We start from the raw sequence: 15,430 nt of genomic DNA, 5'->3' as shown, positions 1-15,430 counted from the left end.
TAATTACGCAATTACGCATTTTGTCCGTTCCCTAATCCCCAATTGATAAAATGCAGTACACTCCGATTAATCAGTCCCAACTCATTGCGGTTCATCGGGTAGTGCCCCATCATAAGCGCATTCACATACATCATTTCTGTAGCAGCCGTAATCATCTGTGTATCGGTAGCTTCAAAAATCCGCGCTACCACCGGGTTGTTCAGATTAAAGTATAAGGTGGAATAACCCGAATTCTGCTGGACTCCTGCTTTCAGACTATCAAGCACATTGGAAAAAAGTGAGGTTGTCTCCTCAACCGTGTTTTCCATGGAGCGCAAGGTCAGTGCATCCTGAGAAATGGTATACAACACTGGCAAACTCGCAGGCTCAAAACGTTTCAACTCAGCGCGGCAACGCATCGGCTGCAAAGCAGCATCCATGACACGTAGCACACCGTAATAATTCTCGCGCTCTTCCTGTGTTAGCCCGGTAAATGAAAGAGATACTTCCTCAGGGCTAAGACGCTCTGTTTGCAGTTTAGAGTCAATCCAATGCAGCTTTTCCAAAATGTCTGAATCATAAATATAGCCGCCATTGATCACCAACATGGATTGCGCCGCCGCCACATGCGTAATCTGACGATACTCATCTACTGTCGATGTGTAATGCAGTGGACGTCCGTCCGCCTCTTGGATCAGTTCTTTCAGCTCACGCCGCCCAAATGTACTTTCGAAGGAAAACCAACGGTACATTATCCGCAAAAATTCATCATCCTCCACGGCGAGCGCCTTCATGGACAGCTCATGCAAACGAATCCAGTGCTGCAAGCGGTCTGGCTCATACTGCGCCATGCGTAGCAGTTCTTCCCGAATACAGGTTCCCAGTTCAGAACGAACATCGTCAAGCTGCTCATTTTCATAAAAATACTCACGTGATGCCGTTGGTTGCAATTCATCTGTCCAAATCAGGCTTTTAATGAAGAATGCCCATTCCGGCAAAACATTTTCCGCCTTGTCCGACACCAGCATATGCTTCAAGTACACCCGATGCAGCCGCTTGCTGTTCAGATTAACACTGCGAGGCAAAATGAATGCAATCCCGCCTGTTCTGCCCGATGCCGTCCGCAACGGTATAAAATCACTGAAGCGCTCGCCCATCAGGCGATAGCCTAAATCCAGTACCTCACTACGGCGACTCCGTAATTGCTCTGGGTCCTGCATCCAGCTCGTCGATGGAAGATTAACGCGCTTGGTCTCCCCGTCTACAGACAGCATGACCGGATACGGCAGCAACGCTCCATAATAGAATAAAGACTCCTCTACGTGCGCTGGCTCATAATAAAACTCACTTCCCGGCTTGCAGCGCAAATAAATTTGTGTCCCTACAGGCAGCTCGGTTTCCAATTGACGAATCGTATACGTCCCATCCGGCTTCCCTCTCCATTCCATGGAGAGGCCTTCCTTCACCGAGCGGGTCAGCACTACAATTTCATCGCTCACCATAAAGCAGGATAGCAACCCAATCCCAAAGCGTCCGATAAACGAAGTCTCAGAAGCCAGCAAATCGGCTCCCTTCTTGGAAGACTGACCGATGATCGACAAAAAACGGTGAATGTCTTCTTCAGACAATCCAATGCCGTTATCCTGAATCATCAATACCTGATGCTCCCCGGAACCAGATAACTCCACGATGACTTTACCTTCATAGTCGTTACTCTTAGAAGCTGTATCTTCAAGGGCCTTGTCTTCTTTTAATACATTACTTTCAGCAGCAACCTTCCGCAGCTCCTTGCGAGCCGTGATCGCATCTGTTGCATTTTGCAGAACCTCACGTATAAACACTCGCGGACTGCTATATAAATGATTGGCCAAAATATCAATCATACCGCCCAAGTTCACTTGAAAACGATATTCGTCTGTTTGACTCATACAGATCATTCCTTTCTCGAAATACTACAACCACCATTTGGATTTAAATAGACTGTCTTTTAAAGTATAACGTGGATTTAAGTCGGATTGCACACCCTGCATTTCAGATATCAGTACGTTGACAACGATATAATAGGGTCTTTTTTCACCTGGGAAGTATGGCACTGGGTCTAATTAACTTCATAAAAATGTACGGAATACGAGCACTTAGTGAATAAGGATCATCTTTGTCTAGTTAAATTTAGTAATAAACATAATATTTATTTAAAATCCACCTTTCTCTTAGAAACCTATATCTATGGAGGGACAAATGGCTCATTTTACGCAAAAAGCTCGCATTGCCGCTCTTGTAATACTCTTACAAGAGAGAATGCGAGCTTATTTAGATACAGTCGAAGCTGTACCTTTTACAGAAGAGAATTAATGAGACTTAGCGAGACGGATAACGTTCCACGATGCTTTGCCCAAATGAGCTTTTACAATTCCGTCTTCAAGCTTGGCGTTGCCGCCGTTGTGAGGTGTAACTTTTTCACCGGCTGGACTGTTGGTCGCTTTAAGATCATCATGCTCCAATACAGTATGCTCGACAATGCGGTAGCCTTCAAAACTGCGTACATCTACTGTCAGCTCCAGCGATTCAGACAAATGACGGTTCACTGCAAAGACAGTCAGCGCGTCTCCCTCTTCATCATAAACTACAGCGCTATCCAGATAAGGAATGTCCGTAAAGTCCTTGGAATCGTATTTTTCGGAATCCACGACAGGCATCAGTGATACCCCGCGACCATAACGGGAAGCATGCAGATACGGATAGAAGATCGTTTGCTTCCACGCTTTTCCGTTATTCTCGGTCATGATTGGCGCAATAACGTTGACCAGTTGAGCCAGGCAAGCCATTTTTACACGGTCCGCGTGACGCAAGAACGTAATCAACATGCTGCCCACCAACAATGCATCCTCAAAGTTGTAAATATCCTCAAGCTGCGGTGGTGCCACAGACCATGGATCGATTTTTTTGTCTGCATCATTGGAGTGGTACCATACGTTCCATTCGTCAAAGCTGAGCATCATTTTTTTCTTGCTACGTTTCTTCGCTTTGATATAATCACAAGTCGAAATGACAGTATGAATAAAATGATCCATGTCCATGGAACGTGCCAGATAATTAGCCGTATCATTGTCATGGTTGCCGTAGTATTGGTGCAGGGAAATATAGTCGGCTACCTCGTACGTATGATCCAGTGTGGTTGCCTCCCATTCCGGGAACGTCGGCATCGTGGAGCTGGAGCTTCCACAGGATACAAGTTCAATGTCAGGATCAATCAGCCTCATGGCTTTTGCAGATTCTACAGCCAGACGACCATATTCTTCTGCTGTCTTGTGACCAATCTGCCATGGGCCATCCATCTCGTTACCAAGACACCAGGTTTTAATCTTATGTGGTTGCTCTACACCGTGACTACGACGTAGATCACTCCAGTAAGAGCCGCCTGTGTGGTTGCAATATTCCACCAGATTACGCGCAGCATCAATTCCGCGCGTACCCAGATTAACCGCCATCATGACTTCGGAACCTACATCCTTGGCCCACTTGAAAAATTCATTCGTACCCACTTCATTCGGCTCGACCGTTCTCCACGCCAGCTCCAACTGTCTAGGTCTGGACGCAACAGGGCCGACACCGTCCTCCCAATTGTAACCGGATACAAAATTGCCTCCCGGATAGCGTATAATAGGAACATCAAGCTGTTTTACCAACTCTTTAACATCATTTCGGAAACCGCTTTCATCACTGGTTGAATGAGTAGGCTCGTAAATGCCACCATATACGGCACGCCCGAGATGCTCTACAAAAGAGCCATAAATGCGTTTATCGACTTCAGCAATACGAAAAGATTTGTCTACAATCATCTTTGCTTTTACAGCTGCTGCCACCTAAACCATCCTCTCTGAATGCGAAAATAAAATCCGTTGTACCACCAAGACTAAGATGCCGTTTTATTTACGGTTTTAATATAACACACCATATTTATCATGGTCAATATTATTATTAAATACTTAATATATTTATTAACATTCATGATAAACGATAAGCAATTGGTTACGTATTTCTAAGTATTTCGTTTTATAAACAAACTTATTGAGCGAATAACCCTTTGCTAAATAATAATAGTTGTCCTGCTGTTCATATTTCCATTAGAGTAAACGGCGTAGTCTCTTTGGTTTAAAACCAAGAAACTACGCCGTTACTATGTTCAGCCTATAGTTCGTCACTACACTATTACTTAATCCCCGAAATCGTATAGTTCTCAATAATATACTTTTGGAAAACAATGAAGATAATCATGATCGGAACGACCATAAAGGTCGAGCCTGCCATTTGAAGGGCAAATTGACTTTCGTTCTGCCCCTTGAGCAGGGACAGTCCGACGGACAAGGTGTACAGCTTCTCATCGTTCGCAATAATGAGCGGCCACAGGAAGCTGTTCCATCCGCCGATAAAGGTCAGGATGGCCTGTACCGCGATAATTGGTGTCGAGATAGGCAATACAATTTGCAGAAAAGTACGGAACTCCCCTGCTCCATCGAGACGTGTCGCCTCTAGCAGTTCTTCTGGGATATCGGACATGAACTGCCGGAACAGGAAGATCGCGAACGCACCTACCAATCCAGGCAGGACAATCCCTAGCATGGAATTGGTCAATCCCATCTGGTTCAGGATCAAATAGACGGGGATCATCGTCACTTGACCTGGAATCATCATCGTTGCCAGTACCAGATAAAACAGAAACCCTTTACCTTTAAATTGGAATTTAGCAAAGCCATAACCCGCCATAGCATTCAGGAATAATCCGAAGAATGAAGCTAAAACAATGATCAGGGTATTCGTCAGATAGGTTCCAAAAGCCATGCTATCGAATAGTAATTTAAAATTATCCAGTGTAAAATGCTGCGGCCAGATGGTCGGAGGAATTTTGGTTACCTCCCCCTCTGTCTTAAAGGAGGATAGAATCATCCACGCAAAAGGCAGCACCATCAACAGACCTCCTACGGTCAGGAGAATCGCCACGAACCATTGAAATGTTTTTTCACCACTGCGCGTATTGGCGCGGGCTTGCTGAACAGCTGTTTTCACGTTCATCACCTCTCTCTATCAGGACTCCGCTTTATTTTGCAAACGGAACTGAATCAGCGTCACCGCGATGATCGCGAAGAACAGAATGAACGATCCCGCCGCGGCATACCCGAATTTACTAAATTGGAAGCCGTTATTGTAAATGAACAAGGAAGCCGTCAGCGTGCCGTCCAGCGGTTTCCCTTTGGTCATGACAAAAGGTTCCTCGAAAAATTGCAGCCAGCCGATCATCGTCGTGATGGACACGAAGAAAATAGCGTAACGAAGCTGCGGAAGCGTAATATAACGAATTTGCTGCCATGTATTGGCACCGTCAAGCTGAGCCGCTTCATAATAAGAACCCGGAATCCCTTTAATAGCCGCAATAAAAATAATCATGTTTAAGCCGATGCCCCGCCAAACTGCTAACACAATCAACGAAACTTTCGCTACTGTTGGATCAGTCAGCCATGGGACGGGACCTAAATTCATCAGACCAAGTACGTAGTTGAATAATCCAAGCGTCGGATTATACAGATAGCTCCAAACGACTGCGACCGCAACCACATTCGTTACGGACGGCAGATAGAACACGACGCGGAATACTTTGAAGGCACGTGATTTACCCATGTTAATCAGGATCGCGATGCTGAGCGAAAATATCAACACCAACGGAACACCAATGATGACAAAGAACAACGTATTACCCAGGGACTTTATAAAGGAAGGGTCCAAAAGCACGTTCGTGTAATTTTCCAATCCTATAAAGCGAATACTATCATAATTAACGAGTCCGGACAGATCCATATCCGTGAAGCTGATCACGAGCGCCAGTAGTATCGGCAACAACGAAAACAGCGTTAACAGGATGATGGAGGGACCGATAAACAAGTATGGCGCAAGCTTCTGCGAGCTTCCTTTCATGCCTTCACTCCCTTTGACAATGACGGATATGGATCATTATTTTTTCATAATACTTGCAGCCTGCTGATTAAAGTCATCCATTTCCTTCTGTACATCGGCATGACCACGGTAAATACGTTCGAAGCTCTTGATGAATTGTTGAGAAACCTCTTCCCATGCGGCCAGTTGCGGCAATGCTGCGGAATGATCCAGCTGTTTGCGAATCGTCCGAAGCATCGGATCACTCTTAAGCTTGGCATCTTCCCACGATTTAGTAGTCGCAGGCAAGTTACTGGACAGATCCATCCATTTCAGCTGTGTTTCTGGTTTGCTCATGTAAGCCAGGAATTTGGCCGACTCCTCTGGGTGCTTGCTGAATTTCATAATTGAAAGGTTGGCTCCACCCAAAACGGACAGGTTGTTTACTTTGCCAGGAAGCTCCGCTATATTCCACTTACCTTCCAATTCTGGTGCCTTGCTCTTGATTTCTTTAATCATAAAAGGACCGCTGATAAACATTGGAACGATACCCTCGCCTTGCAAACCTTGAACGGAATCAATTCCAATATCCACTGCGTTAGAGCCATTTTGGAAAAAGGTATTTACATACTTCACAGCATCTACAAACGGTGGTTGGTTGAACAGCGGATTGCCCTGCTCGTCAACCAGTTTGGAACCGTTCTGGAGAGCAAACATAAAGCCCATAGACTGCTCCTTTGCACTAAAGGAGATACCATATTTGCCCTTGCCCCGAGCCGCCAGCTTTTGGGCAGCATCGGAAAGTTCCTCCCACGTTTTAGGTGCTTCATTATATCCAACTTGTTTCAGTAGATCCGTACGATAGAACAAAACTCGCGTTTCAGTGTACCAAGGTACAGCGACCGGTTTACCTTCAAATTGGGCCGTACCTACAGCACCCTCGAAGAAATTCTTCGATTCCAGTTCAGGATACTTGCTGACATAAGGTGTGATGTCCGTCAATGCGCCCGCAGCTGCAAGCTCCGGTACCCATGACGTGCCCAATTGGACCACATCCGGACCAGACTTCGAGGCAACAGCCGTTAGCAATTTATCGTGAGCGTTATCCCAAGGTAACGCCTGTACATCGACGTGAATATCTGGATTTTCTTTCTCAAAATCTTTCACAATTTCAGGCAGCAGCTTTCCTTCTGCTCCCATACCCCATAAGGTGATGGTCGTCTTGCCGTTTGCATCTTTACCGGACGAATCATCCTTGGACGAACAACCTACCAGCGCGCCCCCCAGTAATAAGGTGCTTGCCAAAATGATCCCCAACGTTCTTTTCATCATACGAATTCCTCCCGAGATGATCGGTTTACCGATCATGCAATATGATAACGGATTCAAATACGAGGATTTTGCGAAAATACAATTAGCGACTTCCAATGAACAATATATAGATCGAAATGTCTCGTTCATCTATATTTTGCACTTTGGAGCGACTGGAATCGAATCTTGCAAAACCCTGATGCATGTAAATACATAGCGATTAAAGCATACCGCTATAACACTTATGTTCAAAGCACAAGGACCATACCCGTCAATAGAAACGTTTCGATAGTCATTATAGAACAAATTGAAACCGTATTCAATAGAAATATTATTTTTCATTTGTACAGAATCCCGACTTTTTTTCGTTTATATCATCTTTATTACGTTATTTAGTCTATAAAAACCCGCTGAATTGGATTTGACTCTCCATTTGAAAGCGTATATAATCCAACTGAGTTCAACAATAGAAACGTTTCGATTAATAATACGACAGAATATTATGCTTCTATACTAGCTATTAGCCTGTTCAGCACTTTTTTGAATCATCTTTATCCAAAAAATCTCATGAATCTGAAAAAGAGAGCTGTCCACCAACAATACAGCTTATGGAGGAATATGATGGAACAACACCTGAATTCCTATTTAGAAAACATGACGCTTGAAGAAAAAGTCGATCAACTGCTACAGCTTGTGGGTGCCTTCTTTGAAGAAGCGGGAACGGATAGTCAAATTACCGGCCCTATGGCTTCCCTCGGCATCACAGAAAAAAATGTCCATAACGTCGGTTCCGTGCTTGGCATCGCAGGGGCCAAGGAAGCGATCCGTGTTCAGCAGGCTCATTTAAGTAAAAACCGTTTGGGTATTCCGCTTTTAATTATGGCAGATATTGTACACGGCTTCAAAACGATTTTCCCTATACCGCTGGCCATTGGTTGCTCATGGGATATGCAGCTGGCAGAAGAGAGCGCTACCATTGCAGCCCGCGAGGCAGCTGTATCCGGTGTTCACGTCACATTCGCTCCTATGGTCGATCTGGTGCGTGACCCGCGCTGGGGCCGTGTGATGGAATCTACAGGGGAAGACCCTTACCTCAACAGCGAATTTGCTCGTGCGTTTGTGCGCGGGTTTCAGGGTAAAGATCTGACGAACGATACCGACCGGGTGGCCGCATGCGTGAAGCATTTTGCCGCATATGGAGCTGGCGAAGGCGGACGGGATTACAACACTGTAGATGTATCCGCATGGCAGCTGCGAGAGTATTATCTCCCCTCCTACAAAGCTGCTTTAGATGAAGGCTGCGAAATGGTGATGACGTCCTTCAATACCGTAGAAGGCGTAGCCGCAACGGGCAATAAGCGCCTGATGCGTGATTTGCTTCGTGATGAATGGGGCTTTGATGGTGTACTCATCTCGGATTGGGCTGCCATCAAGGAGCTTATCCCTCACGGCATCGCCGAGGATGAGCGCGAGGCAGCGAAGAAAGCGCTGCTGGCTGGCGTAGATATTGAAATGATGACCTCCTGCTATAACGGGCATCTGCCTGAGCTGGTTCGCAGCGGACAACTGGATGAAGCGCTCATTGATGAAGCCGTGATACGTATATTGAAGCTCAAGCAAAAGCTGGGCTTGTTCGAAAATCCGCTACGCGGCGCAGACCCTGAGCGTGAACGTGAAGTTGTGTTCTGCGAAGCTCACCGTACGGTTGCCAAAGAATTAGCTATTAAATCTTGCGTGTTGCTCAAAAATGATTCCGTTCTTCCATTGAATCGCAATCAACCTATTGCGTTGATCGGACCTTTTGCAGAGAGCGGTGATATCCTGGGCTCTTGGTCGTGGAGTGGTTCGCAGGAGGAAGCTATTCGCGTTGTCGACGGATTCCAATCGAAAATATCCTCCTCGCTGCTCACGGTTGCGGCAGGTTGCTCTATCGACGATATGACTGAGGAGCAATATACAGAAGCTCTGCAAGCTGCCAGCCAAGCAGAGGTTATCGTGTTGGCGCTTGGAGAGCGCTCGGATATGAGTGGTGAAGCAGGCAGCCGTTCCAATATTCGCTTGCCACAAGCCCAGTTGGAACTGGTGAAGCGCCTGAAGACGCTGAACAAGCCTATGGTAGCCGTACTATTTAATGGTCGTCCGTTGGATCTGCACGGTGTTATTGAAGAAGTAGACGCTGTACTGGAAGCCTGGTTCCCTGGTGGCGAAGGCGGCGCGGCGATTGCCGATTTGTTGTACGGTGATGCCGAACCTACGGGTCGCCTGACCATGTCCTTCCCGCAATCGGTCGGACAGGTGCCCGTGTACTACAATCATTTTAATACGGGACGCCCGCAGTTAGATCCGAATACAAAAGAACGCTACGTGTCTCAATATCTAGACGTACCAAACGAACCTTTATTCCCGTTCGGCTATGGACTGAGTTACACCGATGTAGCCTATGACAGCGTACAGCTCTCCGGCGATACCCTTATACCTGGTCAGGAACTGACCGTTAAAGTGCAGGTAACGAACACAGGAACACGTCCAGTCGAGGAAACCGTCCAGTTCTATATTCGTGATATTAGCGGTGATACGGTTCGCCCAATGAAAGAACTGAAAGATTTCTGCAAAGTCCTTCTTGCCCCAGGCGAAAGCCGGGAAGTGGCATTTGCATTGACCGAGCCTCAGCTGCGCTATCATCATGCAGATTTGAGCCTCAGCAGTGACAGCGGCGAATTTGCCGTCTTTACAGGACCTAACAGCCGAGATACTAGTGAAAGCCGTTTTCGGTTAGTGAAATAAACAGGAAAGTGAGGCGTTCCCTTTGATGAATACAAGTCTGGATCAAAATATTTTGCTGCGGGCCGGCGACCTGTCTTTTACCTTTTTGAGCAGCGGTGATGTGTATAAGATCGCCCACGGCTCAACGATGATCAACCAACTGTTGACCAATTCAGTCGACGGTTCCTTGAACAATCTGTACTTGAGACTGTACCGTCCGTCCGGTGTAAGTATCACTCCCCTGCTTGGAGTTCGCTCACCGGGAGTAATCCGACAAACGGATCAGCAGATTATTTGGGAAGGTTTCACCGCTGGTGTAGGCTATCAGGTGACCTTCACGCTAAGCCGTCTGGGAGTATGGTTCTGGGATGTAACCCTACAGGGCGATGACGTGGAAGCAGATGTCGTGTACGGTCAGGATATCGGCATTGCCGATACCGCTGCTGTGCGCAGTAATGAAGCTTATTTGTCTCAATATATTGACCACACCGTCTATCATGATGAACAAAGAGGCTATACCGTTTGCTCACGTCAAAACCAGCCTCAAAGTCAGGCATTCCCATACATTCAACAAGGCTCATTAACCCGCACTGTTGGTTACTCCACTGACGGATTTCAGTTCTTTGGACTTTCGTACAAAGAAACGACTGAGCCGGAAGCACTCCGTCGCGACTCGCTCGCCAATGAAGTGTACCAATACGAATTCGCCTATACCGCGTTGCAATCTGAGCGGGTGAAACTGGCCGGGGAAGCTCGCTTTACTTTTTACGGTCTGTTCCAGCCCAATCATCCAGCCGCAGTGACAAAGCTGGAGTATCAGGAGCTGGTGACAAAGGCACGTGACGAAGTAGCTGCCATTTTAGTGGACGCTTCCGAGACCATCATACCCGCACACGCCGCAAGTGATCTTCAGGCAGGGCGTGTGGCTCCAGCTCAAACCATCGGTGAGCCGCTGCGCACACTGGACTTGACCGATGCCGAAGTGGATCAACTTTTCCCCAAACGGCAGGAAGAAGAACGGGATGGCGATGAACTACTTTCCTTTTTCACGGACAGCTATGAGCATGTCGTACTCAAATCCAAAGAGCTTCGTGTAGAGCGTCCCCATGGGCACATTTTAATGGGCGGGCATTACTCAGGAGGTAAGGAAGAAACCATTACAACCACCTCCTATATGTACGGGGTGTTCAATTCCCAGCTCGTAATCGGCAATACAAATTTCAACAAAATGATTACCAACGCGCGTAATGCGCTCAATATTCCCAAGACATCCGGTCAACGTATCTATGTCGGAATCCAAGGGAAATACCGCCTGCTCACGATGCCTTCCCTGTTCGAGATTGGCTTCAATTATGTGCGCTGGTATTACAAAACGGCTGACGATACATTCATTATTACAAATCATACGAATGTCGATAGCCCAGAAGTGCGGCTTCACATGCGTGCGGCAAGCGGCAAAACCTATCCGTTCCTCATCACTCAGCAAATGTCTATGCATGTGAACGAATATGAGCTCCCGTTTCATATGGAACGTGAAGGTGACGCCCTACTCTTCCGGGCAGACTCTGCTTCCCTGAGTGCCGAAGCCTATCCAGACCTGCTGTACCGAATGCACATAGAGGGCGCTCCATTACAGCATGTGAGCGACGCTCACGCACTGCTACAGGGGAATGCTTCCCCTGATGCGTCTCTGGTTGTGCTGGAGCTGGGTGACAGCAGCGAATGGACCTGCACCGTGCAGGGTTGGCTGAATGGGCTTTCAGCCGGGCAAGAATCAGTGCACAAAGAGCGTCACGCTTCCTTTGAAGATGAGCGCGAGCGCTATCGGGAATATTTTGCCGAGCTTATGAACGGTTTCCATCTGACTCTGGGTCAACACGAAACGAGCGAGCTATTCCGTGTGAACGCAGTGGCTTGGTGGTACACCCATAATATGCTCGTTCACTACTCTGTGCCTCACGGTCTGGAGCAATACGGCGGTGCAGCCTGGGGAACACGTGATGTGTGTCAGGGGCCTGTGGAATATTTCTCAACTATGCAAAAGTTCGATGAGGTTCGTTCCATTCTGCTGACTGTTTTCAGCCATCAGTACGAGGACAGCGGAAACTGGCCGCAATGGTTTATGTTTGACAACTATACTCACGTGCAGCAAGAAGAAAGCCATGGGGATATTATCGTCTGGCCGCTCAAGGTACTGGGCGATTATTTGACCGCTACCCGTGATTACAGTATTCTGGAAGAAAATGTGCCTTACACCCATCGGCATACTTTCGATTATACCAAGCAGACCGCGACTCTCATGGAACATGCCCTGAAGGAAATCGAATATATTCGGGAGAATTTCCTGCATGATACGTATTTGTCGGCCTATGGCGACGGCGATTGGGATGATACCCTCCAACCAGCCAATGCTCAGCTGAAGCAATACATGGCGAGCAGCTGGACGGTTGCACTCACCTACCAAGTTATTAGCAACTTTGCTGCTGCTTTAGAGCAGGCCCCCGCGGGTGTAGTAAGCGAAGCCGACAAGATCGCACAAGATCTACATCAAATGGCCAATGGCATCCGTAAAGACTTTAACCGCTACATGCTGGAGAGTGGAATTATTCCGGGCTTCGTGTATATGGAAGAGCCCGGCCAACCTAAGCTAATGCTCCATCCGTCTGACACCGAGACAGGAATCCATTTTCGGCTGCTGCCGATGACACGCAGCATGATCAGCCAGCTGCTCACGCCTGAGCAAGCATTGGCTCATGAGCAACTCATCCGTGAGCAGTTCCTCTGCCCGGATGGTGTACGTCTGATGAACCGCCCTGCACAGTATGATGGCGGTGTGAGCTCGCACTTCAAGCGTGCAGAGCAAGCGGCCAACTTTGGACGTGAGGTCGGGCTGCAATATGTGCATGCCCATATCCGCTTTGCGGAAGCGATGGCCAAGTTGGGACGCAAGGACGACGCTTGGCACAGCTTGAAGCTCATCAATCCGGTCGGCATACGTGCGTCCGTACCGAATGCCGAATGGCGCCAAAGCAACGCCTATTTCAGCAGCTCGGATGGTAAATTTAATACCCGCTATGAAGCACAGGAACGGTTTGGTGAACTGCGTGAAGGAGCCGTACCCGTCAAAGGTGGCTGGAGAATCTATTCCAGCGGTCCAGGAATCTATATGAATCAGCTCATATCGAATGTCCTTGGTGTTCGTCAGTCGGGCGAAGATCTGATCCTGGACCCAGTGCTGCCGGATCATCTCGACGGATTGGAATTTGAATTTTCTTTTGCAGGAAAACCGATCACCTTCGTCTACCGCATGCTGCAAGAGCACACTGGCGGTGAGCAAGGCCGTACAGTATTGAACGGAACACCACTGGAAAGCGTGCCAGCCGATGATAATCGCTACCGCTCCGGTGCCTTGCGCATCAAACGCGAGATTTTCGAGCAAGCCTTGGCAGAACATGATGGTGTACACCGTCTGGAGATTATTTTATAAAGAGTTTTTGATGCTAAATCTGGTATAGGCAACAAAGGGATGGCGATCTTGCGGGATCGCCCTTTGCTGCTTATGTGTAGGACTACGACATTTGGAATAGATATGTGGTTAATAATGAATATACAATAGCAATTATAAGACGGACGACAAGGAGGTGACGATGTGGTCAGCATTAAAGATATCGCCAAACAGGCGGGCGTTTCCATATCTACCGTTTCATATGCCTTGAATGGTAGCGATAAGGTAACAGAAGAAACTTGCGCACGTATTTTAGCCATTGCCAAAGAGCTTAACTATGTGCCCAATGCCGCCGCACGTAATCTCAAGAAAAGGCAGACCAAAATTATTGGCGTTTTCCTGACTGATTTTCGTGGAGACGTTTATGGAGATTTACTGTATGGCATCAAGGAAATTTTAAACCGCAAGGGCTATGATCTCATCGTATGCAGCGGTAAGCAATCTCACCGAATGCTGCCGGAACGCATGATCGACGGCGCCATTGTGCTGGATCAGACGTTTGATAGTCAGGAGCTACTGAACTACGCCGAGCGAGGACATAAAATTGTCGTGTTGGACCGTGAACTGAATCATCCTAACATTAACCAGGTGCTGCTGGATAACAAAGCGGGCGCCGCTCTCGCAATCGAACATTTATTGGAATTGGGACACCGTAAGCTATATGTGGTTACCGGACCAGAAGGTTCTTACGATTCATGGCAACGGATGCAGGCGGTCAAGCAGACCATTGAGCGTAGCGGCGTGGCTGAAATGATCGAAATTGACGGCGATTTTGAGAAATCGGGCGGTGAACAGGCGGCTGAGATCATTTTGCAGCAACAAGTTAGCCCGGGTTCGGAACCTGTAGCCGTATTTTGTCTCAATGATGAAATGGCAGTGGGCTTTTACAATCGAATGGCTCAGTCAGAGCTGACGATTGGCAAGGATATTCATATCGTCGGCTTTGATAATATCGAGCTGGCGCAATATATTCAGCCCCGTCTGACAACGATTGACTATTCCAAGCGTAAATGGGGCGCTGTAGCTGCCGAACAAGTTCTTAAAATCATTGCTGGGGAAGACGTGGAGCATGAACGTTTATACGTTACGCTTGTCCAAAGAGAATCAGCAGGCGCAGCATTCATCACCCAAGATCAACAGAATCTGTGATGAACAACACAGAAGTAACCTGCTCGCCAGCCTCCTCCAAAAAAAAAGAACTTCCACAGTCCCAAAACACGGGGTGGAAGTTCTTTTGGTTATACTTATTTAACCTAACAAATCCTCAATTGAATTCGACAACGACCGTAAGGGATTACCAATCGTTTGCCCCGTCTCCAGCTCCACCTGTAACGCAGCATCAACCATAGATAACTGTGCTACAACCAGCTCTCTGCTTGGATCAGCCTCCCTTAGCTCATACAGCGAACGAACCAGCAATTCCTTATACTCGTCTTCACGTCCCTGCATAATCAGTTCAAAAGCGTCCTCCACCACCTTAACCTCTATCATAGAAGAGATATCCGGTTTGCCTAACAGAGTAGCCGTATGATAAAGACGCTTCATCGTTCCCTCTACGGTAGCCGGATTCGTGAATACCAAGGTCCGTGGCAGCAAATCATCGCATATCTCATGAAAAAAGGGCTCATCGAGCGCAATTACTGGCGTAGGCATTGTCAATTGAGCCTTTTCTGCCAAAACGATATAATTCGTGCACGTTATCAAAATAATGTCTATATCGCTTTGAGCAATCCATTTCAGTTGCTCTTCTACCTTGCGACTGGCATCGGCCGCAGAAAAATTCGGATCCAACGAAACCCGGCGCATAAGTCCAGGGTCCACAAAATGTACCAGCTCCACCTCATAAGAAGCAAAAGCCCGTTCCACATAGGCTATGTTCGAGTGATGCGCATGCAGGCAGCCCACACGTTGCTTTAAGCCTTCCATCGTCCTACCCCCTGTTATATG

9 protein-coding genes are annotated in these 15,430 nt (G+C 47.4%); 3 read left to right on the top strand and 6 right to left on the bottom strand.

The features are described from left to right. Positions 1 to 11: 11 nt before the first annotated feature. From C1T21_RS12340 to C1T21_RS12320, 5 genes are all read right to left on the bottom strand, one after another. Positions 12 to 1,907, bottom strand: a complete 1,896-nt coding sequence (locus tag C1T21_RS12340; RefSeq protein WP_103048468.1) for an HSP90 family protein — start codon at positions 1,905 to 1,907, stop codon at positions 12 to 14. Positions 1,908 to 2,327: 420 nt separating this feature from the next. Then, positions 2,328 to 3,842, bottom strand: a complete 1,515-nt coding sequence (gene arfA / locus C1T21_RS12335; protein ID WP_103048467.1) for an arabinosylfuranosidase ArfA — start codon at positions 3,840 to 3,842, stop codon at positions 2,328 to 2,330. Between the two features lie 346 nt (positions 3,843 to 4,188). Continuing rightward, a complete protein-coding gene (locus tag C1T21_RS12330) occupies positions 4,189 to 5,043 on the bottom strand; it encodes a carbohydrate ABC transporter permease (protein WP_103048490.1) in 855 nt (284 codons plus the stop codon). Positions 5,044 to 5,061: 18 nt separating this feature from the next. Continuing rightward, positions 5,062 to 5,946 (bottom strand): carbohydrate ABC transporter permease, encoded by an 885-nt coding sequence (locus C1T21_RS12325; RefSeq protein ID WP_013308374.1) that lies wholly within the window; start codon positions 5,944 to 5,946, stop codon positions 5,062 to 5,064. Between the two features lie 36 nt (positions 5,947 to 5,982). Continuing rightward, positions 5,983 to 7,236: a sugar ABC transporter substrate-binding protein gene (locus C1T21_RS12320; protein ID WP_103048466.1), complete on the bottom strand. Its 1,254-nt coding sequence runs from the start codon at positions 7,234 to 7,236 to the stop codon at positions 5,983 to 5,985. Between the two features lie 600 nt (positions 7,237 to 7,836). On the opposite strand from C1T21_RS12320, the gene bglX reads away from it, so the two are divergent. The 3 genes from bglX to C1T21_RS12300 all read left to right on the top strand — a co-directional run bounded on the left by bglX (position 7,837) and on the right by C1T21_RS12300 (position 14,632). After that, positions 7,837 to 9,999, top strand: coding sequence for a beta-glucosidase BglX (bglX, locus tag C1T21_RS12310; RefSeq protein WP_103048464.1), 2,163 nt, complete (start codon positions 7,837 to 7,839; stop codon positions 9,997 to 9,999). 25 nt (positions 10,000 to 10,024) lie between these two features. Then, entirely contained in the window at positions 10,025 to 13,465 is a 3,441-nt protein-coding gene (locus C1T21_RS12305; RefSeq protein WP_103048463.1) for a GH36-type glycosyl hydrolase domain-containing protein, read from the top strand. Between the two features lie 162 nt (positions 13,466 to 13,627). Continuing rightward, the gene (locus C1T21_RS12300; RefSeq protein ID WP_103048462.1) at positions 13,628 to 14,632 is read left to right on the top strand and encodes a LacI family DNA-binding transcriptional regulator; all 1,005 of its coding nucleotides are present in this window, start codon (positions 13,628 to 13,630) and stop codon (positions 14,630 to 14,632) included. A gap of 99 nt (positions 14,633 to 14,731) precedes the next feature. Here the strand turns inward: C1T21_RS12300 and C1T21_RS12295 are convergent, their stop codons facing one another. Next, the gene (locus C1T21_RS12295) at positions 14,732 to 15,409 is read right to left on the bottom strand and encodes a hypothetical protein (RefSeq protein ID WP_103048461.1); all 678 of its coding nucleotides are present in this window, start codon (positions 15,407 to 15,409) and stop codon (positions 14,732 to 14,734) included. Between the last annotated feature and the right edge of the window lie 21 nt (positions 15,410 to 15,430).

This window comes from Paenibacillus sp. F4 (genome assembly GCF_002894905.1).
Lineage (GTDB): Bacteria > Bacillota > Bacilli > Paenibacillales > Paenibacillaceae > Paenibacillus > Paenibacillus polymyxa_B.
This window is presented reverse-complemented; position numbering and strand designations above follow the sequence as displayed.

Bases quoted from the DNA above. Each gene is read 5' to 3' on its own strand.
- C1T21_RS12325 (WP_013308374.1), bottom strand. From the start codon at position 5,946: ATGAAAGGAAGCTCGCAGAAGCTTGCGCCATACTTGTTTATCGGTCCC.
- C1T21_RS12320 (WP_103048466.1), bottom strand. From the start codon at position 7,236: ATGATGAAAAGAACGTTGGGGATCATTTTGGCAAGCACCTTATTACTG.
- C1T21_RS12340 (WP_103048468.1), bottom strand. From the start codon at position 1,907: ATGAGTCAAACAGACGAATATCGTTTTCAAGTGAACTTGGGCGGTATG.
- bglX (WP_103048464.1), top strand. From the start codon at position 7,837: ATGGAACAACACCTGAATTCCTATTTAGAAAACATGACGCTTGAAGAA.
- C1T21_RS12295 (WP_103048461.1), bottom strand. From the start codon at position 15,409: ATGGAAGGCTTAAAGCAACGTGTGGGCTGCCTGCATGCGCATCACTCG.
- C1T21_RS12305 (WP_103048463.1), top strand. From the start codon at position 10,025: ATGAATACAAGTCTGGATCAAAATATTTTGCTGCGGGCCGGCGACCTG.